General features: G+C 51.5%; 24 protein-coding genes. 8 read left to right on the top strand and 16 right to left on the bottom strand.

The genetic code is table 11. The features are described from left to right. Nucleotide 1: 1 nt before the first annotated feature. The 4 genes from QWJ20_RS11070 to pgpB all read right to left on the bottom strand — a co-directional run bounded on the left by QWJ20_RS11070 (nucleotide 2) and on the right by pgpB (nucleotide 4,275). Nucleotides 2-1,555, bottom strand: coding sequence for a sugar ABC transporter ATP-binding protein (locus QWJ20_RS11070; RefSeq protein ID WP_433992663.1), 1,554 nt, complete (start codon nucleotides 1,553-1,555; stop codon nucleotides 2-4). After that, entirely contained in the window at nucleotides 1,555-2,187 is a 633-nt protein-coding gene (locus QWJ20_RS11075) for a DUF2291 family protein (RefSeq protein WP_433992551.1), read from the bottom strand. The genes QWJ20_RS11070 and QWJ20_RS11075 overlap by 1 nt, the downstream gene beginning before the upstream one ends. 44 nt (nucleotides 2,188-2,231) lie before the next feature. Then, a complete protein-coding gene (locus QWJ20_RS11080) occupies nucleotides 2,232-3,173 on the bottom strand; it encodes a D-ribose ABC transporter substrate-binding protein (RefSeq protein ID WP_039481035.1) in 942 nt (313 codons plus the stop codon). A gap of 325 nt (nucleotides 3,174-3,498) precedes the next feature. Further along, complete coding sequence (gene pgpB / locus QWJ20_RS11085) at nucleotides 3,499-4,275, bottom strand: phosphatidylglycerophosphatase B (RefSeq protein ID WP_010302322.1); 777 nt, start codon at nucleotides 4,273-4,275, stop codon at nucleotides 3,499-3,501. Nucleotides 4,276-4,588: 313 nt separating this feature from the next. Here pgpB and ribA point away from each other — a divergent pair, with 313 nt between their 5' ends. After that, the gene (ribA, locus tag QWJ20_RS11090) at nucleotides 4,589-5,182 is read left to right on the top strand and encodes a GTP cyclohydrolase II (RefSeq protein WP_010302319.1); all 594 of its coding nucleotides are present in this window, start codon (nucleotides 4,589-4,591) and stop codon (nucleotides 5,180-5,182) included. Between the two features lie 72 nt (nucleotides 5,183-5,254). Here ribA and QWJ20_RS11095 read toward each other — a convergent pair whose 3' ends face one another. The 3 genes from QWJ20_RS11095 to QWJ20_RS11105 all read right to left on the bottom strand — a co-directional run bounded on the left by QWJ20_RS11095 (nucleotide 5,255) and on the right by QWJ20_RS11105 (nucleotide 11,369). Continuing rightward, on the bottom strand, nucleotides 5,255-6,889 hold the full coding sequence (locus tag QWJ20_RS11095; protein ID WP_433992552.1) for an ABC transporter substrate-binding protein: 1,635 nt from the start codon (nucleotides 6,887-6,889) through the stop codon (nucleotides 5,255-5,257). Between the two features lie 212 nt (nucleotides 6,890-7,101). Continuing rightward, nucleotides 7,102-9,774: an aconitate hydratase AcnA gene (acnA, locus tag QWJ20_RS11100; RefSeq protein WP_433992553.1), complete on the bottom strand. Its 2,673-nt coding sequence runs from the start codon at nucleotides 9,772-9,774 to the stop codon at nucleotides 7,102-7,104. A gap of 296 nt (nucleotides 9,775-10,070) precedes the next feature. Then, nucleotides 10,071-11,369, bottom strand: coding sequence for a dicarboxylate/amino acid:cation symporter (locus QWJ20_RS11105; RefSeq protein WP_433992554.1), 1,299 nt, complete (start codon nucleotides 11,367-11,369; stop codon nucleotides 10,071-10,073). Between the two features lie 866 nt (nucleotides 11,370-12,235). Here QWJ20_RS11105 and gstA point away from each other — a divergent pair. Beyond that, complete coding sequence (gene gstA, locus QWJ20_RS11110) at nucleotides 12,236-12,844, top strand: glutathione transferase GstA (protein WP_119888616.1); 609 nt, start codon at nucleotides 12,236-12,238, stop codon at nucleotides 12,842-12,844. Nucleotides 12,845-12,898: 54 nt separating this feature from the next. On the opposite strand, the gene pdxY is transcribed toward gstA, so the two are convergent. The 5 genes from pdxY to anmK all read right to left on the bottom strand — a co-directional run bounded on the left by pdxY (nucleotide 12,899) and on the right by anmK (nucleotide 17,674). Further along, on the bottom strand, nucleotides 12,899-13,759 hold the full coding sequence (pdxY, locus tag QWJ20_RS11115; RefSeq protein WP_109411202.1) for a pyridoxal kinase PdxY: 861 nt from the start codon (nucleotides 13,757-13,759) through the stop codon (nucleotides 12,899-12,901). Between the two features lie 84 nt (nucleotides 13,760-13,843). Continuing rightward, on the bottom strand, nucleotides 13,844-15,121 hold the full coding sequence (tyrS, locus tag QWJ20_RS11120) for a tyrosine--tRNA ligase (RefSeq protein WP_039481051.1): 1,278 nt from the start codon (nucleotides 15,119-15,121) through the stop codon (nucleotides 13,844-13,846). A 234-nt stretch (nucleotides 15,122-15,355) separates the two neighbouring features. Continuing rightward, nucleotides 15,356-16,039, bottom strand: coding sequence for a pyridoxamine 5'-phosphate oxidase (gene pdxH / locus QWJ20_RS11125; protein ID WP_095701922.1), 684 nt, complete (start codon nucleotides 16,037-16,039; stop codon nucleotides 15,356-15,358). Nucleotides 16,040-16,146: 107 nt separating this feature from the next. Then, the gene (locus QWJ20_RS11130) at nucleotides 16,147-16,464 is read right to left on the bottom strand and encodes an MliC family protein (protein WP_039467780.1); all 318 of its coding nucleotides are present in this window, start codon (nucleotides 16,462-16,464) and stop codon (nucleotides 16,147-16,149) included. Nucleotides 16,465-16,561: 97 nt separating this feature from the next. Next, on the bottom strand, nucleotides 16,562-17,674 hold the full coding sequence (gene anmK, locus QWJ20_RS11135; protein ID WP_119888617.1) for an anhydro-N-acetylmuramic acid kinase: 1,113 nt from the start codon (nucleotides 17,672-17,674) through the stop codon (nucleotides 16,562-16,564). A gap of 349 nt (nucleotides 17,675-18,023) precedes the next feature. Between anmK and QWJ20_RS11140 the strand changes: the two genes are divergently transcribed. Next, entirely contained in the window at nucleotides 18,024-18,491 is a 468-nt protein-coding gene (locus tag QWJ20_RS11140; RefSeq protein ID WP_005972534.1) for a glycine zipper 2TM domain-containing protein, read from the top strand. A 131-nt stretch (nucleotides 18,492-18,622) separates the two neighbouring features. On the opposite strand, the gene slyA is transcribed toward QWJ20_RS11140, so the two are convergent. Further along, nucleotides 18,623-19,060 (bottom strand): transcriptional regulator SlyA, encoded by a 438-nt coding sequence (slyA, locus tag QWJ20_RS11145; protein WP_010276609.1) that lies wholly within the window; start codon nucleotides 19,058-19,060, stop codon nucleotides 18,623-18,625. Nucleotides 19,061-19,289: 229 nt separating this feature from the next. Further along, entirely contained in the window at nucleotides 19,290-19,529 is a 240-nt protein-coding gene (locus QWJ20_RS11150; RefSeq protein ID WP_010302285.1) for a DUF1289 domain-containing protein, read from the bottom strand. Nucleotides 19,530-19,818: 289 nt separating this feature from the next. On the opposite strand from QWJ20_RS11150, the gene gloA reads away from it, so the two are divergent. Next, entirely contained in the window at nucleotides 19,819-20,226 is a 408-nt protein-coding gene (gene gloA / locus QWJ20_RS11155; protein ID WP_174872212.1) for a lactoylglutathione lyase, read from the top strand. A gap of 147 nt (nucleotides 20,227-20,373) precedes the next feature. Further along, complete coding sequence (gene rnt / locus QWJ20_RS11160; protein WP_039279581.1) at nucleotides 20,374-21,045, top strand: ribonuclease T; 672 nt, start codon at nucleotides 20,374-20,376, stop codon at nucleotides 21,043-21,045. 103 nt (nucleotides 21,046-21,148) lie between these two features. Here rnt and QWJ20_RS11165 read toward each other — a convergent pair whose 3' ends face one another. After that, a complete protein-coding gene (locus QWJ20_RS11165; protein ID WP_039481070.1) occupies nucleotides 21,149-21,499 on the bottom strand; it encodes a Grx4 family monothiol glutaredoxin in 351 nt (116 codons plus the stop codon). Nucleotides 21,500-21,840: 341 nt separating this feature from the next. Here QWJ20_RS11165 and QWJ20_RS11170 point away from each other — a divergent pair, with 341 nt between their 5' ends. Further along, nucleotides 21,841-22,692, top strand: coding sequence for a C40 family peptidase (locus QWJ20_RS11170; RefSeq protein ID WP_433992555.1), 852 nt, complete (start codon nucleotides 21,841-21,843; stop codon nucleotides 22,690-22,692). Between the two features lie 99 nt (nucleotides 22,693-22,791). On the opposite strand, the gene QWJ20_RS11175 is transcribed toward QWJ20_RS11170, so the two are convergent. Further along, nucleotides 22,792-22,881, bottom strand: coding sequence for a YnhF family membrane protein (locus tag QWJ20_RS11175; RefSeq protein ID WP_095699710.1), 90 nt, complete (start codon nucleotides 22,879-22,881; stop codon nucleotides 22,792-22,794). Nucleotides 22,882-23,270: 389 nt separating this feature from the next. On the opposite strand from QWJ20_RS11175, the gene purR reads away from it, so the two are divergent. After that, on the top strand, nucleotides 23,271-24,296 hold the full coding sequence (purR, locus tag QWJ20_RS11180; protein WP_095699711.1) for an HTH-type transcriptional repressor PurR: 1,026 nt from the start codon (nucleotides 23,271-23,273) through the stop codon (nucleotides 24,294-24,296). Nucleotides 24,297-24,501: 205 nt separating this feature from the next. Beyond that, nucleotides 24,502-25,653 carry a cyclopropane fatty acyl phospholipid synthase gene (gene cfa / locus QWJ20_RS11185; RefSeq protein ID WP_119888619.1) on the top strand — a complete coding sequence of 384 codons (1,152 nt, stop codon included), beginning with the start codon at nucleotides 24,502-24,504 and terminating at the stop codon, nucleotides 25,651-25,653. Nucleotides 25,654-25,690: the final 37 nt, after the last annotated feature.

The following is a 25,690-nucleotide window of genomic DNA, read 5'->3' on the forward strand; positions in this document are numbered from 1 at the left end:
GTCAGAACCCTTGTGCACTTGCCGAAACTAATGCCGACTCGCTGGCCGACTGACGCACGATATTCGCCGTCAGCTTGCCATTCGACATCACCAAAATACGGTCCGATACCGCCATAATTTCTTTCAGATCTGAAGTGGAAAACAGCACGCCGATGCCCTGTTCGGACAGCCCGACCATCATTTCAAACACATCGGCCTTGGCACCCACATCGATGCCTCGCGTTGGTTCATCCAGCAGCAGCACCTTGGGGCTGGTCAACAACGAGCGGCCAATCACCACTTTTTGCTGATTGCCACCGCTGAGCGCCTGAATTTCCACCTCGGGCGAAGAGACTTTGATCGCCAGTTGCCCAATCGTGCTGACAACCACCTCCTGCTCCTGCCGCTGGAAGATCGCCATGCCGTATTTCAGCCGTCGCCACAGACTGGCAATGGTGAGATTGGAAGCCACCGACGAAAGCGGAAAGATGCCGGTTTTTTTACGATCTTCCGGCACCAGACTCATGCCCATACGAATGCGCTGCGCGGTAGCAAGCCGTGGATTAACCGGTTTGCTATCGAGATAAATCTTGCCCAGATAGTCATTCTGAATACCCAGCAGACACTCGAAGAGCTCGGTGCGACCCGCGCCCATCAGCCCGTAAATGCCGACGATTTCCCCTTCACGCACCATCAGCGACACATCATTGACCACCTGATGCCCGGCATCATTGAGGCAGGTAAGGTGTTCCGCTTCCAATATCGGCGCACCAAACGTTCTGCCCGGATGCAGGAAGCTGGTGACAGGGTCACCACCGAGCATTTCCCGCACGATCCACGGCACATCAATGTCGCTAACGGCCGCTTCCGCCTGAAAACACCCATCGCGCAGGATGGTGATGTAGTCGCCGATCGCCATCAGCTCTTCCAGCCGGTGTGAAATGTAGATAATCGACACATTCTGGCGAGTCAGCTCGCGGATCACACGGAACAGAATCTCTACCTCAGTTTTGCTCAACGCAGAGGTGGGTTCGTCCAGAATCAGAATGTCAGCCTGATCCGCCAGCGCCTTGGCAATTTCCACCAACTGCTGTTGGCCGACTTTCAGGCTGGCGACCTCGGTACGCGGCGAAATATCCTGATCGAGACGCGCCATCAGCTCCGCCGCAATCCGCTCCTGTGACAGATAATCGATAGGCGCAACGCCCTTTTGCAATTCCCGGCCCAGGAAGATGTTCTCAGCCACGCTCAGGTTCTCGGACAGGTTGAGTTCCTGATGCACCATGCCGATGCCTTTTGCCGCTGCATCACGCGTATCCGCGATGCGCACCACTTCGCCATTCAGTAGAATCTGGCCGGACGTCGGCTGCTGCACACCGGCCAGAATCTTCATCAGCGTCGATTTACCCGCGCCGTTTTCACCGATAATCACGTTAACCTTGCCGCGATAAACGTTGTAATCGACGTTATCCAGCGCTTTTGTGCCGGGAAACAGCATGGTGATGCCGCGAGTCGCCATCACGATATCGGGTCGGCTCACCGCATTTGATTGCAGAGAAGCGTCTGGTTTTTCCATCATTGCGCCCCTCCGCCGCTCGTTTCAGTCAGGTTTAGCGTCATCGGCACCGCTTCGCTGATGCTCTGTTTCGTTATCACCAGCGCCGCCAGTACGTTGACAGATTTACCCTGCACGCCCGCATTCAGCTCCGGCAACGACGCAAGCGCTTTGTTATTCAGCGCACGGGCCAGTTGGGCAAACTGAACCTGATTTTTGAAGTCATCAAAGCGAATAAACCCAGCCGCATCGCGAATGGCATTACCTTTAACGATGGGCCCTAATTGAAGCGTGACGGCGTCACCTTGCACATCAAGCGTCAATTTTCCTTCGCGACTTTCCCGGTCAATCCCGCTGACCGTGCCCTGAAGCCGTGCGTAGACAGCTTTACGCCCTGAATCCTCCAGCGCGGCCTGCGTTTTCTCCACCTCATCCCAGGACAGTGCCTGCTGCTGCGCAGCTGGAAGCAACGTTGGCTGCCACAGCGCTGTCGCGATGTTCTCTGGCGTCATGGTGCTATAGCCCGGCGTAGCCGTGGGGTCGACCGGAATGATCGGCTTACCGTTTTCATCCAGATCGACCACCGTACAGGCCGACAGCAGCAAGGCACAGAGCCCAATCCAACTGGCGCGGTATCGTTCATCGAACAGCATAACGACTCCTTTATCAGCAGGAGCTAACGCTCCTGCCGCCTCGATTACGGTTTCAACGCAAAGGTGTTGAGTTTGGTCGCGTTAGATTCGTCGATCAGAATGCAGTCCATCAGCTGTTTTTCTTCGTGCTGTGCCTTGCCGTTCTTCAGGTAGTAATCCGCCTGTTCGACCGCCATCTGCGCCTGTTGCCAGCCGGGTTGCAGCACCGTGGCCTTGATGTTGCTTTTATTGATGATGGAATCACGCACATAGTCGCTGCCGTCAAAACCCACCACAATCACGTCGTGACGCCCCGCCGCTTTCAGCGCGGCTTCCGCCCCTAACGCCATGGTGTCATTGCCGGAAATCACGCCAGTAATATCTGGGTTTGCCTGCAAGATGGCTTCCATGCGGGTAAAGGCTTCCGTCTGGCTCCAGTTTGCCGTTTGTCTGGCGACTCGCTTCATGTCGCTATATTGGTCGATCACATCGTGGTAGCCCTGTGAACGGACGTGCGCATTGGTGTCTGACTCGCGGCCAATCAGCTCGACGTATTTGCCCTTCTGCCCCATCAGCTCGACGAATTTCTCCGCCCCGAGCTGCGCGCCCTGATAATTATTGGAAACGATCTGCGCCACGGCCACGCCGGTTTCATTGATTTCACGGTCGATAAGGAAGGCAGGAATACCGGCAGCTTTCGCTTTTTTCAACGGGCCAATGGTCGCATCGGCCCCGGCATTATCCAGAATGATGGCTTTCGCCTTGCGGGCAATGGCGGTTTCAATCAGCTGGTTTTGTTTGCTGACATCATCGTCATGCGATGCCACCAGCGTGGTGTAGCCCAGCTCGATGGCTTTGGTTCTGGCGCCTTCGGCTTCGGCTTTAAAGAACGGGTTGTCGTGCGAAGGGGTAATTATGGCGATCAACCCGTTATCTGCGGCAAACGCGCCAGCAGAAAAGGAAAACATGATGGCCAGCAGGGAGGATTTCAGACGGTAAGGTTTCATTGTTATTCTCCTGTTTGAATATATATTCAATATTGAATTAACATTCAAATGAAGTTTTACAACCAACCGAAAAATTGTCCAACAGCAAAAACAGGAATAGCGAAGCAGCTCACAAATTGTTTACATTTTGCGCGAGGCGATAGCGGTGAGAATCAGGAAGGAACAGAGACGGGAGAAATTTTTAACGTTGTGTCAGCAACGGCCCGCAGGGTGACGGACAAAACGGCGTCATAAAAAATGCGGATGACGAATGCCATCCGCAGATTACGTGCTACTGGTGATTAACTATGGAGTACAACCTACAACAGGAACAACAACTCAAGGGCTACGAGGATTTATTTTCGGCGGCATCCTCCTCCGCCTGTTCTTTGATTTCTTCATATTGGAGCGATAGCGGGCCGCACCAGCGCTGCGCCAGCCAACTGGCGACCACCACCAGCAGCCAGCTAATTAACGTCGCCACCACCAAATCCTGCGGCCAATGCATGCCGAGTACCAGACGGCTACCCATCACGCCGCTAGCCCACAGCATCAGGATCACCACCGTTTTATAATGCCGACGTGCCCACAGCAGTCCGACACCCAGCAGCGCCCAGGTTGCGGCAAACATGGTGTGCCCAGAAGGGAAAGCAAAGCCGGTTTCAAACTGCCAATGGCTGCGCAGCCATTGTGGAATCTGCGTTTGGTCCTGCAACTGCGTTTTCACCAGTTCCGAACGCTCCTTACGCGGCAGCGAATAGAAATAGCTGTCGTCCACCTGATGATTTTTCTCCAGCCAGACGACATAGGGCCGTGACTCCTGCACCCACTCTTTAATCGCCGATTTGATTCCCTGCCCAATCAGCACCGTAATCGCCATGATGACCAACAGACCGAGCGCAGGCTTCAGGCGAAAACGCAGACACCAGAGAAACCAGAGGCTTAGCACAATGCTGGTCAGAATGCCCCACGGCGATGTCACCGTTTCGGTAATCCAGAAGAGTACGCGTAACCAGAGTCCGTCATACTCCGGTTGCCACTGCCAACCGCTCATCCAGATAATCATTGGCATAATCAGTAATAGCGCGGCGCCGATGGTGGTTCGTTTGGCAATTTCGTACATAGTCTCTTCCCATAATGCAGATAGTTTCTTCCCATAATTCAGTATGATGCTTTGCAACAAAACTTTCACAATTCTATCAGAAAATCCGACACGGACTGTCAGTATGGCGTAAAATAGCGCTCAGTTCTGTCAACGAACCTGAAACCAAACGGCGGTCAGGCCACGTTGTAATTCAATTTTTATGACGTTCTTAAACAGGCTTTTTTGCTGGTCAAGCACGATGGGCAGCAGTAGGATTCGCCTCAGCATTCTTGTTTTTGAACATGGTTTTTTAGACACAGCTTTTTTGGATACAGATTTTTTGGAGAAAAGTATGCAGCTAAAACGGGTGGCGGAAGCCAAGTTACCCACTCCGTGGGGCGATTTTCTGATGGTGGGTTTTGAAGAGATCGCCACGGGTCACGATCACCTTGCACTGGTTTATGGTGATATTTCCGGTTCAGTTCCCGTACTTGCCCGCGTGCACTCCGAGTGCCTGACAGGGGATGCTCTGTTTAGCCTGCGCTGCGACTGTGGTTTCCAGCTTGAGGCCGCCTTGGGCCACATCGCTGAAGAAGGCCGCGGCGTGCTGCTATACCACCGTCAGGAAGGCCGTAATATTGGGCTGCTCAATAAAATCCGCGCGTATGCGTTGCAAGATCTGGGGGCTGATACGGTGGAAGCGAATCACCAGCTTGGGTTCGCCGCCGACGAGCGCGATTTCACGCTGTGTGCCGATATGTTCAAGCTGCTCGACGTTGATGAAGTTCGCCTGCTGACCAATAACCCGCAGAAAGTGAAAATACTCAACGAAGCGGGCATCAATATCGTTGAGCGCGTGCCCTTAATCGTCGGGCGCAACCCGAAAAACGAGAACTATCTGGCGACCAAAGCGGCCAAAATGGGTCACTTGCTGGATATGAAGTAACGATCCCGCTTCACGTCAGGATCGTTTCTTTCAATGCTGACAGCCGGTTTTTAACCGGCTGTTTTATTGGGATCAGTGCTTGAGGATGTACATGTCTTGCGTGTAATAATCACCACGCACATTGGGGGAAAAACCACCGATGTAGGTCTTAACCATCTGCGGCTGGACATAGTAGTAGATGGGCAACAAAGGGATATTGCTATCTAAAATATCCGAAGCTTGTTGATAAATAGCCTCCTTCTCCTGCTTATCCTTCGCCGTCAGCGCCTTTTTCAACAACGCATCATAGTGTGCATTACTGAATTTACCGTTGTTGTTGCTGTCATTCGTTTCCAGAGTATTCAGGAACGTACTGGCTTCGTTGTAATCCCCAGTCCAGGACTGTCTGACCACCTCAAAGTTACCGGTACGTACGGTATCCAGCATCGTTTTCCATTCCTGATTTTGCAACGTCACTTCCGACCCAAGATTCTTCTTCCACATTGAACTGGCGGCAATCGCCACGCGTAAATGCGACTCGGAGGTGTTGTAAAGCAGGTTGAATTTCAGCGGATGCTTGTCATCAAACCCAGCCTCTTTTAACAGTTTCTTCGCTTCGTCATTACGCTGCTGCTGCGTCCAGTTTGCCCACTCAGGATCCTTGCGCTGGAAACCGCCTACGTTTTTGGGAATCAAGCTGTAAGCCGGCGTCTGCCCCATACCTAGCACATTGTTTGCGATAATATCTTTATCCAAACTGAGATCCAGTGCACGACGGACGCGTGGATCGTCAAAAGGCGCTTTTTGCGTATTGAAGCGATAAAAATAGGTTCCGATCTGTGGTGATACTTTCACCTCCTGCGGATACTCTTTTTTCAGCGATGCAAATTGAACGGGCGACAAAATGCCCGTGACATCAATTTCACCGGATTTATAACGGTTCAGCTCCGCCGCCTGCGAGCTGATCGGCAGGTACGTCACTTTGTTAATGACGGTATGCGCGTTATCCCAATACTGGCTATTGCGCTTGCCGACGATACGTTCGTTAACCACCCATTCGCTCAGCGTATAGGGGCCGCTGCTGACGAAATTCCCGACCTGCGTCCAGTTATCAGGATGTTTTTCGATAACGGCTTTCGGCAGCGGGACCAGAACATGGTACGCCGACATTTCCAGGAAATACGACAGCGGGTGTTCCAGAGTGACTTCAACCGTGTGACTATCCAGCGCTTTCACGCCCAGCGAATCCGGCGCTTTCTTGCCTGCCAGAATATCCGCCGCGTTCTGCACATACATGCTGGAGACGTAAGTGCCGTAAGGCGACAACGTTTTAGGGTCGCTAAGGCGTCGCCAGCTGTACACCACATCATCCGCAGTAATCGGTGAACCATCGGACCATTTGGCATCAGGCCGCAGGTGGAATGTCCACACCGTGTTGTCTTTATTATCCCAGCGCTCGGCCAGCCGCGGCTGAATGGTGCCGTCATCGCCCACGCGAACCAGATTATCGAAGAAGTCGTTAATAATGTGGCCTTCCACATCGCTTTCCACCTTATGTGGATCCAACGACGCAGGTTCTGAGCCATTGCCTCGCACCAGCTCTTGTTTATCCGCCAGCGCCGTCCCGGCAGGAACCTGAGCAGCAAAAGCCGATGTCATCGCGCCTGTTGCACACAGCGTGAGAAACAGCAGCGAATGTTTAAAGCGTTTTTTGATCAACTCATTCATATAACCTCCTGTTATATCCCCGTCATTCTCAAGCGGCATTAGCGTTGTATTCGGGGCGTGGCTGGGCAATAGTTTTTACTTATTCCCCATATAGTTAGCATCACGACAACATAACCACAATTCATCGGAGGATTCGAGTATTTAATGTGAAGAAACGTGTGCTGGTGCAGAGGACGAAATGCACCAGCACGGTAGGAGTATGCGGAGTAGCGTTACAGCATATTGCGGATAACGTAGTGCAGGATGCCGTCGTTCTGGTAGTAGGTCAGTTCGTTACGGGTGTCGATGCGGCAGCGAGTGCTGATGGTCTGCGTGTTGCCGCTGGCATCCGTGATGTTGACCTCAACCGTCGCCCCCGGCGTCAGCTGATTTAGCCCCGTAATCGAGATTTGCTCGTCGCCGGTTAATTGCAGCGTCTTACGCGTCACGCCGTCAGGAAACTCCAGCGGCAGAATCCCCATCCCGATCAGGTTAGAACGGTGAATACGTTCAAACGATTCGGCAATCACCACGCGGACGCCCAGCAAGCGCGGGCCTTTCGCGGCCCAGTCGCGGCTGGAACCGGAGCCATACTCTTTACCAGCAAACAGCGCCAGTGGGACATTTTCGTCCTTGTAGCGCATCGCCGCATCATAGATCGTCATCTCATTCTGCGACGGGATGTGGCGGGTATAGCCGCCCTCTTTACCGGGCACCATTTCATTGCGGATACGAATGTTGGCAAACGTCCCGCGCATCATCACTTCGTGGTTACCACGCCGTGAACCGTAAGAGTTGAACTCCGCAGTTTCGACGCCGCGCTCCAGCAAATATTTCCCTGCCGGGCTGTCGCGCTTGATGTTGCCTGCCGGAGAGATATGGTCGGTTGTCACCGAATCGCCCAGCATCGCCAGAATGCGCGCGTTGTGGATATCCTGAACCGGCTCAGGCTCTTTCCCCATCTCCAGGAAGAAAGGCGTCTGGCGGATATAGGTCGATTCTTCCGGCCATTGATAGGTAGGATTGTTGTCGACCTCAATATCTTGCCACTCCTGCGTACCTTCAAACACCGCCGCATACTGTTTGTGGAACATGCCCGCGCTGACATTCAATACCGCATCCGCCACCGCTTTCGTCGACGGCCAGATGTCTTTCAGGTAGACAGCTTTTCCGTCACGATCTTCACCCAGCGGTTCTTGCGTCAGATCGACGTTCATATTCCCCGCCAGCGCGTACGCAACCACCAGCGGCGGCGATGCCAGCCAGTTCGTCTTCACCAGCGGATGGATGCGGCCTTCAAAGTTACGGTTGCCTGACAGCACCGCGCCAACTGTCAGATCCCCTGCTTTTATCGCCGCTTCAATCGCATCCGGCAGCGGGCCGGAGTTACCGATACAAGTGGTACAACCGTAGCCCACCAGATTGAATCCCAGCTCGTCGAGGAACGGTGTCAGTCCTGCTTTAGCATAGTAATCCGTTACAACCCTCGAACCGGGTGCCAGCGAGGTCTTGACCCACGGCTTGGTTTTCAGACCGCGCTCTACGGCATTTTTTGCCAACAGCCCGGCCGTCATCAGCACACTCGGGTTAGAGGTGTTGGTACAGGAGGTGATCGCGGCGATCACGACGGCCCCCTGCTGTAAACGGTGCGTTTCGCCTTCCAGCGTGAATTCTTCATAGTCAGAACGGTTCTTCACCGCGCTGACTTCCAGTTCCCGACTGGCCTTAAAAGCTTCCGGCACGCCCGCTAAAGGCACGCGATCCTGTGGGCGTTTCGGCCCTGCCAGACTGGTTTCCACCGTCGACAAATCCAGCGCGAGCTGGCTCGTAAATACCGGCTCATCACCCGTATTGCGCCACAGCCCCTGCTGCTTACTGTAGGCTTCCACCAGCGCGATCTGTTCTTCCGCACGGTTGGTCAACCGCATGTAATCCAGCGTGATTTGATCGATAGGGAAAAAGCCGCAGGTCGCACCATATTCCGGTGCCATGTTGGCGATGGTCGCGCGATCCGCCAATGGCAGCGAATCCAGTCCATCGCCGTAAAATTCCACAAACTTACCGACCACGCCGTGTTTACGCAGCATCTGTGTGACTGTCAGGACCAGATCGGTTGCCGTGATCCCTTCGCGCATCTTGCCGCTTAGCTTGACGCCGACCACGTCAGGGATCAGCATCGAAACAGGTTGCCCCAGCATCGCTGCCTCGGCCTCTATCCCGCCGACGCCCCAGCCGAGCACACCTAAACCGTTAATCATCGTGGTATGCGAATCGGTTCCCACCAGCGTATCGGGGTAGGCAAACTGTTTGTCGCCCTGCTTTTCGAACCAGATGGCCTTGGCGAGATACTCCAGGTTCACCTGATGGCAAATTCCGGTTCCCGGCGGAACGACGCTGAAGTAACTAAAGGCATTCTGCCCCCAGCGCAAAAACTCATAACGCTCACGGTTACGCGCCATTTCCAACTGCGTGTTATCCGTAAGCGCCTGACGATCGCCGAAGTGGTCAACCGTCACCGAGTGGTCAATAACCAGATCGACCGGCGATAGCGGGTTAACCTTATTCACATCACCGCCCAGCCGTTTCACCGCCGCTCGCATCGCCGCCAGATCGACCACGGCGGGCACGCCGGTAAAATCCTGCATCAGTACGCGTGCGGGACGATAGGCAATTTCCCGGTCAACATGGCCGGTCTTCAGCCAGTCTACGACCGCCTGAAGATCGGCCTGCTCTACCGTATCGCCATCCTGATGACGCAATAAGTTCTCCAACAGCACTTTGAGCGACTTCGGTAATTTATCAATGTTGCCAAGCGTTTTCGCCGCCTTTGGCAGGCTGTAGTAATGGTAAATCTGCTTCTGTACCGTCAGTGTGTCCAGACAAGTGTCGCGAAGGTGTGATGACATGCTTCCTCCCAAATGAACTTGCTATTCGTTATTCTGCATCGGGCGATTAATCAATAACCAGCCTGAGCTTGCGGTCTTATTTAAAGATAACACAAACAAAAAATAACGTTTTTGCAACAATACGATATGAACGCAGCGATAGCCGTTAGCTATTGAAAAGAAGCAAATCAGAATAAACGCCAATGGGAACGTGAAGGGGATGAAAAACAGTCACGGCAGCGTACGGAGGCGAGTGAAGAAAAAAGAGAAAAACGGCCCGAAGGCCGTCTGTCTCAGTGCATTAACCTGACGTTAATTTAGACATTTCCCGTTGCCATCACGGGTGCTTCTTCGTCGGCATGGTCTTGCTCTTCCAGGTCATGGTTTCGTTCCAGTTTGGCAACAACCGCGGTCGCCATACCGTTACCAATCACATTGGTCGCCGTGCGGCCCATGTCCAGGAACTGATCGATACCAATAATCAGCAAAATGCCCGCTTCGGGTAAGCTGAACATCGGTAAGGTAGCGGCTACCACCACAACCGCGGCACGCGCCACGCCAGCCATACCTTTACTGGTGATCATCAGCGTCAGCAGAATCAGGGTCTGCTCCGTCAAGCTTAAGTGGATATTGTAAGCCTGTGCGATAAACAGAATGGCAAAAGCCTGATAGATCATGGAACCGACAAGGTTAAAGGAATACCCCAACGGGAGTACAAAGCTGGTGATTTTTTTGGGAACGCCAAATTCGCTAAGCGCTTCCATCGTTTTTGGATAAGCCGCTTCGCTGCTGGCGGTCGCAAATGCCAGCATACTGGGTTCACGCAGCAGTTTGATTAGGCCCCAGGTTGCTTTCTTACCGAGGAACAGTGCACCAGCACCAAACATGAGCCCCCATAGCAGCGCCAGACCCAGGTAGAACTCACCAATGACTTTGCCAAAGTCGAGGAGAAGCCCCAGCCCTTCGGTCGTAATAGACGACGCCAGCGAGGAAAATACGGCCAGAGGCGCTAACCGCATGACATAGTCCGTCACCCGGAACATCACTTTCGCCAGTTCCTCTATCATCGACTCCATCGTGACAGCATGTTTATTCTGGCCTTTCACAAAAGCCAGCGCGGAACCGAAGAACATGGAAAACACCAGAATCTGCAATATTTCGTTATTCGCCATCGCTTCGACGATGCTGCGTGGAAATATATGGGCAATGAAGCTTTTCAGTGTAAATCCACCGGTATTCACGCCGGTATCTACCGCTATTGGCGTACTTGGAATAGCGAGATTCATTCCAACGCCTGGCTCGAAGATATTTGCTAACATCATGCCAATAAAAAGAGAAACCACGGAAGAACAAATAAACCACACCATCGCCTTCAGCCCTATTCGGCCAACGGAAGAAGAATTCCCCATGCTAGCAAGACCAGAAACCAAGGTGGCGAATACCAATGGCGCAATAATCATTTTTATCAGGCGCAGAAAAACATCGGTCACTAAATTAAAGTAGGATACGACCTCTTTGGCCTCCTGCTCCGTTAATAAAGAATGACAGGCGCCGCCGACAACAATCCCGAGAAGAATAGCCAAGGCTATAAAAAATAATAACCTGTTCTTTTTCATAGTAACCTCATGATAATGAATAGAATCAGACAATACGCACTATTAGCCAACATGAGCCGCCTAACGCCTAGGCGTAAGCAGCCTACGGCTTATCCGATTTTTATCGGCGTATTCTCTGTGTCTTGATGTGGTGATAATAGTTACTCGGGAAGCGTATTTATTTTTCCATTACTGATAGAAAAAATGTCGACGAGATGTAACGTATAATTGGAAACGTCGCTGCTCATTAATATTGCACGCGCGTTACGAAAACCGTTGGACATAACTACCCCTCTTTTATTACATGCGATAAATAAAGGGGTAATTTAACTAACTTCACTTTGCAATAGTTCCCCTTCATACCTTTTCCTATTGTTATTTTTGAATATCCATTAGACGCTCACCATGGGGAAATAACTTAAATCGACGGTATCATGAAAAATACGAAACTTGTCACTAATGAAATTTTTCTTATCAACAGATTTAGCAATGATTAATTAACCGCTATAAGTCATGCGCCGAAAAACGCCTCCCAGACCTATCCTTTCTCTCCTCTGCCTCTCACGATCTTGCCGACCCAGAAGTCGCCCTCACCATCCGTAATGTTGCGGTTTCTGCCTCAGCCAAAAGCGGCATCTGTCACACACGATATGGCTTTACCGATCGCCGCCGTTAGAACCCATAAGGTCGCCCTGGAATAACGTATGAAAATTTGATTTTGCGCCGCCAAAATCGCCCAAATTTCACGCAAAAATCATACATAAGGAGTATTTTGCAAGAGGCCTCACACTCTCCCGTTACGTTTTGTTGTAAAAAAACGACATGTCGTTATTCAACAATCATCAGCGCATGTGTTGATGGAAAAATAATAATAGGAAGGGGTTTCCATGAAACTGTTTTACAAAGCTGAAAGCAGTTCTCTTTTTACGCACATTGTTTTGATCGAATCCAAATTGGAATTCAAGTTGGAGAAGGTCAATCTGCGCACGAAAAAGACAGAGCGTGGAACCGACTATACGTTCATCAACCCGAAAGGGATGGTGCCAGCGTTAGAGCTGGATGACGGGTCTATCCTGACTGAAGGTGTCGCTATTGCCGAGTACATTGCCGATCTGGTTCCGCACTGTAACCTTATCGCTCCCACCGGGAGTATTGCTCGCTACCATACGGTCGAATGGCTGAATTACATTTCTGCTGAGCTGCACAAAACGTTTACGCCGCTCTTCCGTCCTGGCACGCCGGAAACGTATAAAGAGCTGCTGATGGAGTATTTGCAGGTCAAATTCCGCTATATCAATCTGGTGTTGAGTGAACAGAACTATCTGGTCGCCAACCGCTTTAGTATCGCAGATGCGTACCTGTTTACCGTGATGCGCTGGGCGCAGTCGCTAAAACTGGATATGTTCCGCTACCCTGCACTGGCGGCTTACCTCGACCATATTGCCGAGCGCCCTTCCGTCGTTACCGCGCTTAAGGTTGAAAGGTTGAAAGGTTGAAAGGTTGAAAGGTTAACATGCAATAACGCCCCGGTAGTCGGGGCGTTATACGTTTTACGACAGGCGAATCGCCTGGAAGTGATGACGCGGATTGGCAATCCCATCCTGAGCCGCAACCAGCTGTAGCTCATACTCATTCATCTCTTTCGTCACCAGCATGACTTCATAGACCGCCGCCGTCGTGTGCTCCAGCGCTTTATCCAACGCCACGCCCTTTAGCAAGTTCACCAGCAGTAATCCACTGGTTAAATCGCCCACGCCGACAGGTTGACGTTCAAACTCTACCAGCGGGCGGCTGATGTGCCAGGCATCCGTCGGCGTCACCAGCAGCATTTCAAAGCTGTCTTCACGCGTGGCTGCACGACTCAGGTGTTTTACCAGAACGATTTTGGGCCCTTTTTCACACAGGGCACGCGCGGTCTCTACGGCTTCCGCCACGTTATGCACAGTACGGCCACCCAGCAGCTCCAGTTCAGGCAGATTCGGCGCGATAATGTCGGCTGCGAGCAGCGACTGCTGGCAGTGGAAATCAGACACACCGGGCGCGACGATACAGCCTTTCTCCGGCGTACCCATCACCGGATCGCAGAAGTACAGCGCATCAGGGTTAGCCGCTTTCACCTGGCGAACAATACCCAGAATATGTTCCCCTTGCTCGGCGGATCCGATATAGCCGCTCAACACCGCATTACAGGTCTTCAGTTTATCGATGTTCGCAATTCCCTGCACTACCTCGGTCAGGTGGCTGGCGGGCATCACACACCCCGTCCAGTGACCGTATTGGGTATGGTTAGAGAACTGCACCGTATTCAACGGCCAAACGTTTGCGCCCATCCGACGCATCGGAAACTCTGCCGCGCTGTTACCGGCATGACCAAAAACGACATGTGATTGGATGGAAAGTATATTTTTCATTAGCTATGACTCAGATCCTTGCCAGCGCCTGTGCGCCTCAACTTACAAGAAGAAAGGGAGCTAACGCTCCCTTATCGGTAATGCTTATGCTTTCCAGCAGATCAGGCAGTAATGCTTTTTGCCGCGACGCAGCAAGGTGTAGCGATCAAACAGACGGTCAGCATCGCTGAAGGTGTATTCAGGGTCAGCCTGTTTTTCGCCGTTAATGGTGACCGCATTCGAAGAGATCATCGTACGAGCCTGACCGCGTGACGGCACTAGCTCCGCGCTGACCAACGCCTGTTGCAAATCCGCACCGTTTTCCAGTTCGATAATCGGCATACCATCTTGCGCCAGCTGCGCAAAGTCGTCCTGCGTCATATCCTGCAATGCGCCAGAGAACAGGCTTTGTGTAATGCGACGAGCCGCTTCCAGACCTGCTTCGCCGTGAACCATACGGGTCACGTCTTCCGCCAGCACGTACTGCGCGCGTGGAGCCTTGCCGCTATTTTTATCTTCTTCTTCCAGTGCATCGATATCTTCGAGGCTCATGAACGTGAAGAATTTCAGGAAGCGGTACACATCGGCATCCGCCGTGTTGATCCAGAACTGGTAGAATTTGTAAGGGCTGGTCTTGCTGGCATCCAGCCAGATTGCGCCGCCTTCCGTTTTGCCGAATTTCGTCCCATCAGATTTGGTGATCAGCGGCACAGTCAAACCGTAAACCTGTTTCTGGTTCATGCGGCGCGTCAAATCGATACCGGACGTGATGTTGCCCCACTGGTCAGAACCACCGATTTGCAGCTCGACATCATGCTGCTTGTTCAGCGAGGCAAAGTCGTATCCCTGCAACAGGTTGTAGGAAAACTCGGTGAACGAAATGCCGACGTCATCACGGTTTAAACGCTGTTTGACGGCTTCTTTGCTAATCATCTGATTAACGGAGAAGTGTTTGCCGATATCACGCAGGAAATCCAGCACGTTCATATTGCCGAACCAATCGTAGTTATTCGCCGCGATCGCGCTGTTGTTACCGCAGTCAAAATCCAGGAATGGGGAAACCTGACGACGAATTTTCTCTACCCACTCACCCACGGTTTCAGCCGTGTTCAGCTTACGTTCTGTAGCTTTAAAGCTTGGGTCACCGATCAGCCCCGTGGCACCGCCAACCAGCGCAACCGGCTTGTGGCCAGACAGCTGGAAGCGTTTCAGGCAGAGCAGCGGCACCAGATGCCCCAAATGCAAGCTGTCAGCGGTGGGATCAAAACCGCAATACAGTGCAATTGGCCCTTGCGCCAGCCGCTCTGCTAACGCTTCCTCATCCGTCACCTGGGCAATCAAGCCCCGCTCTTGCAATTGTTTAATCAGGTTACTACTCGCCATCGATAACTCCATTTTTATAAAAATAGGCCGTTACGTTCCCGTTGGGTTTACGCACAACGCCGTGAGAGATGCGCAGCATACCTGTCTGCTGTCGCATGATGATTTCGCTGCTGCATGACTTTATGCAACAGGCTATGAACGCCATATCGCCGCGCAATGCCCAGTCAACGCGAAACTTCATAGGATAAAGTGCTGATGATAGGAGCGCCAGCGTTTAACACGGATATTTCGCGATTAAGGCGCTAAACGATCGATCTGCCAGCCTTCGTCCTGCCGCTGGTAGAAAAAGCGGTCATGCAAGCGGTGTTCTCCGCCCTGCCAAAACTCGACAGAATCGATAACGACGCGGAAGCCCCCCCAAAAACTCGGCAAAGGCACCTCGCCATTCTGGAATTTTTGCTTCAATTCCAAAAATTTGCTTTCCAGCACGCCACGCGCTGAAATCCGGCTGGACTGCTTTGATACCCACGCGCCAATCTGGCTGTCTTTCGGACGGCTGTGGAAATACTTCAGCACCTCAAGCGCTGGCAGCTTCTCTACGCGACCCAGCACCATGACCTGCCGCTCTAACATATGCCAAGGGAACAGCAGGCTGATGCGCGGATTGTTTTCCAGATGATGGGCTTTGCGGCTGCCCATATTGGTATAAAACACCATGCCTTTCTCATCATAGTGTTTCAGCAGAACGATACGCTGGTAAGGCTGCCCGTGCTCATCCACGGTCGCGACAGACATCGCGGTAGGATCGGCCAGTTTTGCATCGCAGGCCTGCTTCAGCCAGCGTTCAAATAAATCCAGCGGGTTCGCGGGAAGATCGCTACGACGAAGCCCGCCACGCGTGTATTCACGGCGAATGTCGGCAATATCGGCGGGTTGAATAAGAGGAGAACCGTCAGAAGGGGAGCGTTCCTGAGTCATAATATCCTGCTGTCGCAATGTCGGGCCAGAAGCGGGCGAAAATCCCATTTTGCTCCCGTACCCGAAAAATCGCAATCAGCAGCGACACCACTAGCGTGCGGCGTCAGTTACATCGGAGCCAACACGCAGTCGTCGATGATAACTCGTTCACCCCGTTGGATAAATGCACGATCGCCTTTGCTCCAGAATGTGTAAGTGTCATTGCTGTATCTGACGCCAGAAGCAGATACTACTTGAGGGAGCGTGAGACGTTCACCGTCCAGCAGGAAACTCACCTGTGGAGTCGCTTCACCGCCCTGCTGTAGCGTCACGGTTAGCGGCATTGTGCCGCATTGATAATGCAGCGTTTCCACCGTCTGTTTATGACCAAAATAGCTGCATCCGCTCAGCAGAATAAGCGCTGTCCCTGTCAGTAATCGTTTCATTTTTTTCCCCTGTCATTCTTGTCGATGGCGGCAACTGGCGCTGCCGCTCATTTAAGTTTAACAAGAGGATAACGATGAACCTCTCGGCAAAATCTGATTAATCCGCGTTGGCCGGATAAATCGCGCCTAACACCGTTTCCTGACTCGCCCCCGTGACGGACGGCAGATTGCCCGGCAGCCCTGATAGCGTGCGAGAGGCCAGCCAGGCAAACGCCAGCGCTTCCATATCATCGCCACTCACGCCGTATTCATCCGTCGTGCTGACTTCGATACCCGGCAGCAGCGCCGAGAGACGCGCCATAATGAGCGGATTACGTGCGCCACCACCGCAAACCAGTAAGCGTTCGCATCCACCGACCAACAGCGCCTGTTCAGCAATGCTCACAACCGTTAACTCAGCCAGCGTCGCCTGAACATCCTGCGGCGCGATCGGCGGCAGGCCAGCCAGCATTCTTTCCAGCCAGCCCAGATTGAAATACTCACGCCCAGTGCTTTTCGGTGCCCGTAACGCAAAATAAGGATCGCTCAGCATGCGACGTAGCAATAGCGGATTCACCTGACCGCTCATCGCCCACACGGCATCTTTATCATACGGCTGCGCGCAGTGTCGCCAGATCCAAGCATCCAGCAGCATATTTCCGGGCCCCGTGTCGTAACCGCGCACGGGCGCACCCGGCACCAGCAGCGACAGATTGGCGATGCCACCGATGTTGAGCACGATACGTCGTTCGACAGGATGCAATAACAACGCATGGTGGAACGATGGCACCAGCGGCGCGCCCTGCCCGCCATAAGCCAAATCTCGGCGGCGAAAATCCCCTACGGTCGTGATGCCAGTTAAGGCAGCAACGCGGTTATTATCGCCGATCTGCAACGTACAAGGCGCATCGCCCGTGGGCTCATGCCAGACCGTCTGCCCGTGGCAGCCAATCGCGGTAATATCCTGAGCCCTCAGTTCCGTTTCTTTAAGCAGCGTCAGCACCGCTTCGGCAAACAAGATGCCCAGACGTGTATCCAACTGCCCCAGCGCCGACAGCGTCACCGCCTGCCCCTGACACATCCCCAGGATGGCCATCTTGATATCCTGCGGGATCGGGTGACAGTAGCTGGCCTGCTGAGCAACCGTATGTTCGTCAATCGCGGCTAGCACAACATCCACACCATCAAGGCTGGTGCCGGACATTACGCCAATATATCTGCCTGATCTCATTATATAGCCTTTGCCCCTGTGGGATAAAAAGAGAACGCCTATAACAACCGTTACGTTGAGAATAAAAGTAGCACGTTAACACGCTGAATTATTAAATTTTTTACGTTTTTGCCACACGGGTTAGGTTTTAACCAAATGTCGGTTTTTGATAATATTTGCTACAAAAAAAGCCCTTTCTCGTACTATTTACTTCTCTGTTTATACGTAATTTAAGCGCACTATTATATTCTGAAAAAAAGAGTAAAAAGAGTGGCATGCTACACTGAGCCAGACCATAATTTATTGGTATAACACTGCGTCGGCCGAGGCTGAGCCAGCCCGACATATTCGCTATTAAGGAGTTTGTATTATGATGAAGCGTTTACTTGTGGTTACCCTTGCTGGTATCACGCTGGCTGGTTGTGCTAATACCAGCACGCTTTCAGGTGATGTTTACAGCGCATCCGAAGCTAAACAAGTGCAGACCGTGACCTACGGTACGATTGTTTCTATGCGTCCGGTTCAAATTCAGGCGGGAGAAGATTCTAACGTGATCGGCGCGCTGGGCGGTGCGGTGCTGGGTGGTTTCCTGGGCAACACTATCGGTGGTGGTTCCGGTCGTAGCCTGGCGACAGCCGCTGGCGCAGTAGCCGGTGGTGTAGCGGGTCAAAGCGCCACAGGTGCGCTGAACCGCACACAGGGCGTAGAATTGGAAATTCGTCGTGATGATGGCAGTACCATTATGGTGGTACAGAAACAAGGCGATACGAAATTCAGCGCAGGTCAACGCGTTGCCATGGCCAGCAATGGCCGCAGTATTACCGTTTCCCCACGCTAATGCTGTGTGACGATCGCCACTCTCTGCGGCGATCGTCACAACGAATAATCAACTCCCGGAATAAATAACCAATAATCAATACTGGTAATATTGCCGGGATTTAATTCTCCCTCTGCGTAACCCAAATTTAGCTACGCTTGATTCTCATGTAATGCCAATATATTTTTCTCAAGACGCGAAACCAGCAACGCTAATTCATCCACCTGTTCCGGCGTAATACCAAATAATACTTCACTACGTGTATGGCTAATTACACCATTGACTGCCTGTATGATTGGCTCTGCTGATTCGGTCAGCATAATACGTTTTGCCCGACGATCGTGCGCACAAACGTGGCGAGTGATTAACCCTTTCTCCTCAAGCTGATCCAATGTTCGGACTAATGAGGGTTGCTCAATACCTATCGCTTTGGCGAGCTGAATCTGCGACTGCCCAGGGGGTAGATGGTATATGTTATGCAACGTGACCCAATGCGTCTGAGTCAGTTCAAGTGGTTTTAATCGATGATCGACCAGCGCACGCCATACGCGCACCAGACGGGCTAAATCAGATCCTAATGGCAATTCCATCACCTCTCCTTATTGTTAGCACGCTAAGTTATATCCCTGGATTGCAATCAACTCTGATTTATAAGAATAAAAAAATGACTTTATTGTTGTAAAAATAGCTCCATCATGAAATGGATTCTATCAAATAAAAGTCTTTTAAAAATGATCTCAGGCTTATTTTATTCAATCGAACGCTCCTGCGTTGCTTAAACAAAATTTCACGTAAATAGATCATCTAAGACAAGATAACTTAGAACAACGATGGCTGACGGGACTCTGCTGGTGTATCGGATTTCTCTGAACGCTGTGAACGTTTCATTCTCTGCCGACACAAACGCAGCACATCCTGTTTCTGCGCATCACTCATTTGGCCCCAACTAAAGCGCTCATTACGACTGCGAAAGCAACCGCGACAATATCCGCCTTCATCCGTCTGACAAATACCACGGCATGGATTAGGGACAACAAAGAGTTCAAGTTGCTCTGGCACAACACCTCCTGCTACAACTCTATTTATTGAAGCCCTGTTCTTTACCGCTGGCAAGCCCAAACGGACAGTCACAATGAAAATAATTAGGTAACCATTGTAATAACTGACGATTTTTTTACACGTCAGGCAGACTAAAATTGCCCCAACGCGCTATTTACCCCTCCTGAGAGTACGTTTTAACACAAACCCCACTATTGTGTCGCATTTTTAGCATCATCCCAACAGCTTGGACTCGGTAGAGCCGCAACGCTATACTTCCCTCTTTGTTGCACTTTTTAACGAGGACACTATGCGCTTACTTCATACCATGCTGCGTGTTGGCGATTTACAACGTTCTATCGATTTCTATACCCAGATCCTGGGTATGCGCGTGCTGCGCACCAGCGAGAATACCGAATACAAATACACGTTGGCTTTCGTCGGTTATACCGAAGAGAGCGAAGGTGCGGTTATCGAACTGACCTACAACTGGGGCATCGACAGTTATGATCTGGGCAATGCCTATGGTCATATCGCGCTGGGCGTTGACGATGTTGCCGCAACCTGTGAGCGTATCCGCAAAGCGGGTGGCAATGTAACGCGCGAAGCGGGCCCGGTCAAAGGCGGCACAACAGTGATCGCGTTCATCGAAGATCCAGACGGTTATAAAATCGAATTGATCGAGAACGCCCACGCCGGTAACGGCATCGGTCACTAATCCCCCGCATTCTACAGGTGCTGCATCGGCACCTGTTCTCTCCCCTTCTTCTGCTATCTCCGTGGTTTGAAACCACAACGGCATGCTGCATCTCCGGCCAAAATTTGCAATAATGCGCGCTGCGTTTTGCTAACAATTAAGAGAAAAATGGCTGATAAAAGTGATCTGAACGCCCTGAGCGGCCGTTTTCGTGGGTTTTACCCGGTAGTGATCGATGTTGAAACCGCCGGATTTAATGCGAAAACCGATGCCTTGCTGGAAGTTGCGGCGGTAACATTAAAAATGGATCAAGACGGTTGGTTACAGCCAGATGAAACGCTACATTTTCATGTCGAGCCATTTGAGGGGGCGATTCTGGAACCCGCCGCACTGGCGTTTAATGGCATTGACCCCACCAACCCACTGCGTGGCGCGGTGAGCGAATATGATGCGCTGCATGAAATTTTCAAAGTCGTGCGTAAAGGGATCAAAGATCAAGGCTGCAACCGTGCGATTATCGTGGCGCATAATGCCACATTCGATCATAGCTTTATGGCCGCGGCAGCCGAGCGCTGTAGCCTGAAACGTAATCCGTTCCATCCTTTCGCCACTTTCGATACCGCAGCACTTAGCGGACTGGTGTTAGGCCAAACGGTTCTTGCTAAAGCTTGTATTACCGCAGGAATAGCGTTTGATTCCAGCCAGGCGCACTCTGCGCTGTATGACACCAACCAGACCGCATTGCTGTTCTGTGAGTTGGTTAACCGCTGGAAACGTCTGGGCGGATGGCCGATTGCACTGGAAGAAAATTCGCTGGAAGACGCGTCAGCCGAAGACTGAAAAGGCTGAGATCAAAAAACGGGTGCCATAGAGGCACCCGTTGGAAGAATTTACGCTCGCCTCGTAACAACATTTGACATCGTCATTACGCCAGACGAAAGCATTACTCTTGATCGGCCTGCTGCGCTTTATATTTGTCTGCCGTTTCTTTGATCAGCGGTTGCAGTTCACCGCGCTGAAACATTTCTACCACGATATCACAACCGCCAACCAGCTCACCGTCAACCCACAGCTGCGGGAATGTCGGCCAGTTCGCGTATTTCGGCAGTTCAGCACGAATGTCTGGGTTCTGCAAAATATCAACATACGCAAAACGTTCGCCACAGGCAGATAACGCCTGAACAGTCTGTGCGGAAAAGCCGCAGCTTGGCAATTTCGGGGAGCCTTTCATGTACAGCAGAATCGGGTTTTCAGCAATTTGGCGCTGAATTTTTTCAATTGTCGGTGTCGTCATCTTCTTGCTTCCTTAATTCTATAGGATGGCTAACGTCCAAAACGCTAGCCATGAGCCGCCGTCAGAGGTGCTACGACAGCGACATTGACTCAGTGATATTGTACCGATGCCACTAGCCACAAAAAAACGCCATTTTTTGTAGGGTTATTTTTTCCTGAAGACCTTCGTCATTGATGAAATCAACGCCAGAAAACGCTGATAAATCAATCGAAAAAATAACTATTAACGTTTTTTCACTATTCTGTATGAATAAAGCGACCGTGCCCACTTTTTTATGACGCCGTTTTCAGGAATACTGTGAGGATTGAGCGAGTTAAGGATTATGTTCGGTCACTGTTATTATGCGCTTATTTATTACTCTTTTTATATTATTTTTCAGTAATCTATCCCTGAACATGGTTCAGGCTGCGCCGCATACCCCGCATTCTGCGCCGAAGAAAAGCGCCGTGGCAGAAACGAATAAGAAAAGCCGCCAAACAAAGGGTAATGCTAAATCCCCGACGCCGATCAAAAGCAAAAAACCAGAGCCTACCGCCGTCAGCAATAAAACCCAATCCCGCACCGCGAGCAAAGTGACAGAGAAAAAGCCGTCACGAACGCAAAGCAGCACGCCCGCGCTAGTGAAAAAAAACCTTAAAAAGCTGAAGTCTGAAGAAGAGAAACAAACAACCGCCCAAGCCAGAGTCAAAACCGGACTGAAGAAGACCGCACTCAAGGGGAAAGCGGATAAAAATCCAGCGCCGACAGAAAAAGGAATGGCGCTAAGCGCCGCACATAAAAAACGCTATCAGCATGCCAAAACGACCGCAATGAATAAGTTGATGAGTCAGATAGGCAAACCTTACCACTGGGGCGGTTCCTCTCCTTTTACTGGATTCGACTGTAGCGGACTGGTTTATTACGCCTACAAAGATGTCGTTAAGATCCAAATTCCACGCACCGCAAACGAAATGTATCACCTGCGTGATGCTGCTCCGATTAAAAAGAGCGAGCTGGAAAGTGGCGATCTGGTCTTCTTCCGTATCAATAATCGTGGTGCAGCCGATCACGTCGGGGTTTATCTGGGTGAAGGGAAATTTATCCAGTCGCCGCGTACAGGCTCAGATATACGTATCAGCAAGCTGAGTGAAGATTATTGGCAGGAGCACTACGTTGGCGCACGTCGCGTAGTCACACCGCAGACGATTCGTTAAGAGACAGGTTGTACGTAGTAAAGAAAGGCGATGTGAAGAGAAGCGATTCAGACACGTTTATGGCATCATCAACGTGTCTGAATACCTAACGCCGTTCGGTTAGTTCATCACCGCAATAAAACTAAACGCGATGATCACAGCCAACGAGCCAACGGTTGTCAGCAAAGACATCTTCAGATCTGTATCCATAAATTACTCCTTATTAACGAACAAATTTTATCTGAAAGCTTCATCTGAAAAGACACCACCATTCACAGCCGAACCCGTTTAGGTAGTTAAAGCTACAAATAATAGGGTTATTACGATTCTTTCATAATTGTAGCGAAAAATCTCGGACGAATGCATCACTAATAGTATAAATTAGCCCTTTCACTTTCATGATAAATCGGACACAATCCGCTGTTTATGAAAGCGCTGCGTATCAGTCGAAAAACGTCAACCCAGATCCCTTCGGTATAACATTCGGCATTCTCCTTCTGAAATCCTGTTTTTTAGCTTAGAAGAAGAACATTAAACGTAGGCAAACGATTAACAATATACTTACGTCTGTAACAGGTAAGTTCAGGAGTCATTTTTAGATGGCAACGATTAAAGATGTGGCAAAACGTGCTGGCGTTTCCACCACAACCGTATCGCACGTGATCAATAAAACACGTTTCGTCGCCGAAGAGACTAAGGCAGCCGTCAGGGCAGCAATCAAAGAATTGCACTATTCACCCAGCGCCGTCGCCCGCAGCCTCAAAGTTAATCACACTAAATCTATCGGCTTGCTGGCCACTTCCAGCGAAGCCCCCTATTTCGCCGAGATCATTGAAGCCGTTGAAAACAGCTGCTACGCCAAAGGCTACACGCTGGTGCTGTGTAATTCGCATAACGACATCGGCAAGCAGCGCGCTTATCTTTCCATGCTGGCGCAAAAACGCGTCGACGGCCTGTTGGTGATGTGTGCCGAATACCCGCCCGAGTTATTAGGTATGCTAGAAGATTATCGCAGCATTCCGATGGTCGTGATGGACTGGGGACAGATGCACAGCGATTTTACCGATACCATTATCGATAACGCCTTTGAAGGCGGTTATATGGCAGGTCGCTACCTGATTGAACGCGGCCATCGGGATATCGGTGCCATCCCCGGTACTCAAGAACGCAATACCGGCAGCGGACGCTACCTCGGCTTTTTGAAAGCATTGAAGGAAGCCGACATCACCGTGCGTGACGAATGGGTGGTTCGCGGCGATTTCGAACCGGAATCCGGCTATAAAGCCATGCATCAGATCCTCGCACAGAAACAGCGACCTACAGCCGTATTCTGCGGTGGCGATATCATGGCGATGGGTGCCATCTGTGCGGCAGACGAACTGGGTTTGCGTGTACCGCAGGATATTTCGGTGATCGGTTATGACAACGTGCGCCACGCGCGTTTCTTTACGCCTGCGCTGACCACTATCCACCAGCCAAAGGAGCGTCTGGGTCAATCCGCGTTCTCTATGCTATTGGATCGCATTACCAGTAAGCGGGAAGATGCGCACGTCATTGAAGTGCACCCGACGCTGATTGAACGCCGCTCGGTTGCAGACGGCCCCTACCTCGACTATCGCCGCTAGCCGTAGCCATTCTGTACAGACGATTTTCTTATTCCTGCTGCTTCCCCTCTCTGCTTCAGCCAATTCTCTTGTATGCTGGCTGAAGCAGTTCTAAATTTAATACCGTGTTTCATTTTCTCTGGTGACAGCCGATACCTCGGCTGCGATAAGTGTTGTCCTGGTGTGTTTTACGATACTTTTGCATGTGAAAAGTTAAGGAGACATGATGGGTTTACCTTATACAGAAGAATGGGATCCTGATACCGCGCCCTGGTTCCACATCGTGCAGGACATGCTGGCCGCCGCGGATATCACCATCAACGGCACTCGCCCTTTTGACATCCGCGTGACCAACCCCAATTTCTTTAAGCGTATCCTGCGTGAGGGATCGCTGGGGCTGGGAGAAAGCTACATGGACGAATGGTGGGAGTGTGAACGGCTGGATATGTTTTCCCATCGCGTTCTGCGCGCAGGGCTGGATACCCAACTGCCCCGCCGCCTCCACGACCTGACGCGCGTTGCCCTCTCCCGCATCACGAATTTACAATCCCGCCGACGCGCTCAGGTTGTCGGTAAAGCGCATTACGATTTAGGTAATGACCTCTTTACCCTGATGCTGGATCCTTACATGCAATACTCCTGCGCTTATTGGAAACAGGCACAGACACTGGAACAGGCGCAGGAAGATAAACTCACCATGATCTGCGAAAAGCTCCAGCTAACATCAGGAATGACGCTGTTGGATATCGGCTGCGGCTGGGGCGGACTTGCCGAGTTCGCGGCACGCCACTACGGTGTTTCAGTTTATGGCGTCACCATTTCCAGAGAGCAACAGGTGCTGGCACAGCAGCGTTGTCAGGATCTGAACGTCACCATTGAATTACAGGATTATCGCGATCTCGATCGGCAATTTGATCGTGTGGTGTCGGTAGGCATGTTTGAACACGTCGGGCCGCGCAACTATGACAATTATTTCCGCGTCGTACGGCGTAATCTCAAACCTGATGGACTGTTTCTGCTACATACCATCGGGGCCAATAAGACCAATCCGCACATCGATCCCTGGATTCATAAATACATCTTCCCCAATGGCTGTATTCCCTCGATACAGCATATTGCGCAGGCGAGTGAGCCTTACATGGTGATGGAAGACTGGCACAATTTCGGTGCTGATTACGATCGTACATTAATGGCCTGGCACGCTCGCTTTCAGCAGAGCTGGCCACCGCTTTCCACACGCTATACGGCCCGCTTCCGCCGGATGTTCAGCTACTATCTTAACTTTTGTGCAGGGGCTTTCAGAGCAAGAAACCTTCAGCTCTGGCAGGTCGTGTTCAGCACGGATGGGATCGAAGGTGGATTGCGCGTTGCGCGCTGACAGCATTGTGTGTTGACAGAAAGTCGTGTGCTGACAG

This window comes from Pectobacterium sp. S5 (assembly GCF_051707265.1).
GTDB lineage: Bacteria > Pseudomonadota > Gammaproteobacteria > Enterobacterales > Enterobacteriaceae > Pectobacterium > Pectobacterium polare.

Excerpts from the sequence above, each read along its gene's own strand:
- QWJ20_RS11170 (WP_433992555.1), top strand. The coding sequence starts at position 21,841 with ATGCGCTTATTTATTACTCTTTTTATATTATTTTTCAGTAATCTATCC.
- QWJ20_RS11080 (WP_039481035.1), bottom strand. The coding sequence starts at position 3,173 with ATGAAACCTTACCGTCTGAAATCCTCCCTGCTGGCCATCATGTTTTCC.
- QWJ20_RS11095 (WP_433992552.1), bottom strand. The coding sequence starts at position 6,889 with ATGAATGAGTTGATCAAAAAACGCTTTAAACATTCGCTGCTGTTTCTC.
- anmK (WP_119888617.1), bottom strand. The coding sequence starts at position 17,674 with ATGAGATCAGGCAGATATATTGGCGTAATGTCCGGCACCAGCCTTGAT.
- ribA (WP_010302319.1), top strand. The coding sequence starts at position 4,589 with ATGCAGCTAAAACGGGTGGCGGAAGCCAAGTTACCCACTCCGTGGGGC.
- QWJ20_RS11075 (WP_433992551.1), bottom strand. The coding sequence starts at position 2,187 with ATGCTGTTCGATGAACGATACCGCGCCAGTTGGATTGGGCTCTGTGCC.
- QWJ20_RS11175 (WP_095699710.1), bottom strand. The coding sequence starts at position 22,881 with ATGGATACAGATCTGAAGATGTCTTTGCTGACAACCGTTGGCTCGTTG.
- QWJ20_RS11130 (WP_039467780.1), bottom strand. The coding sequence starts at position 16,464 with ATGAAACGATTACTGACAGGGACAGCGCTTATTCTGCTGAGCGGATGC.
- QWJ20_RS11070 (WP_433992663.1), bottom strand. The coding sequence starts at position 1,555 with ATGGAAAAACCAGACGCTTCTCTGCAATCAAATGCGGTGAGCCGACCC.
- gloA (WP_174872212.1), top strand. The coding sequence starts at position 19,819 with ATGCGCTTACTTCATACCATGCTGCGTGTTGGCGATTTACAACGTTCT.
- QWJ20_RS11105 (WP_433992554.1), bottom strand. The coding sequence starts at position 11,369 with ATGAAAAAGAACAGGTTATTATTTTTTATAGCCTTGGCTATTCTTCTC.
- gstA (WP_119888616.1), top strand. The coding sequence starts at position 12,236 with ATGAAACTGTTTTACAAAGCTGAAAGCAGTTCTCTTTTTACGCACATT.
- tyrS (WP_039481051.1), bottom strand. The coding sequence starts at position 15,121 with ATGGCGAGTAGTAACCTGATTAAACAATTGCAAGAGCGGGGCTTGATT.
- cfa (WP_119888619.1), top strand. The coding sequence starts at position 24,502 with ATGGGTTTACCTTATACAGAAGAATGGGATCCTGATACCGCGCCCTGG.
- acnA (WP_433992553.1), bottom strand. The coding sequence starts at position 9,774 with ATGTCATCACACCTTCGCGACACTTGTCTGGACACACTGACGGTACAG.
- QWJ20_RS11165 (WP_039481070.1), bottom strand. The coding sequence starts at position 21,499 with ATGACGACACCGACAATTGAAAAAATTCAGCGCCAAATTGCTGAAAAC.
- slyA (WP_010276609.1), bottom strand. The coding sequence starts at position 19,060 with ATGGAATTGCCATTAGGATCTGATTTAGCCCGTCTGGTGCGCGTATGG.
- pgpB (WP_010302322.1), bottom strand. The coding sequence starts at position 4,275 with ATGTACGAAATTGCCAAACGAACCACCATCGGCGCCGCGCTATTACTG.
- QWJ20_RS11140 (WP_005972534.1), top strand. The coding sequence starts at position 18,024 with ATGATGAAGCGTTTACTTGTGGTTACCCTTGCTGGTATCACGCTGGCT.
- rnt (WP_039279581.1), top strand. The coding sequence starts at position 20,374 with ATGGCTGATAAAAGTGATCTGAACGCCCTGAGCGGCCGTTTTCGTGGG.
- pdxY (WP_109411202.1), bottom strand. The coding sequence starts at position 13,759 with ATGAAAAATATACTTTCCATCCAATCACATGTCGTTTTTGGTCATGCC.
- purR (WP_095699711.1), top strand. The coding sequence starts at position 23,271 with ATGGCAACGATTAAAGATGTGGCAAAACGTGCTGGCGTTTCCACCACA.
- pdxH (WP_095701922.1), bottom strand. The coding sequence starts at position 16,039 with ATGACTCAGGAACGCTCCCCTTCTGACGGTTCTCCTCTTATTCAACCC.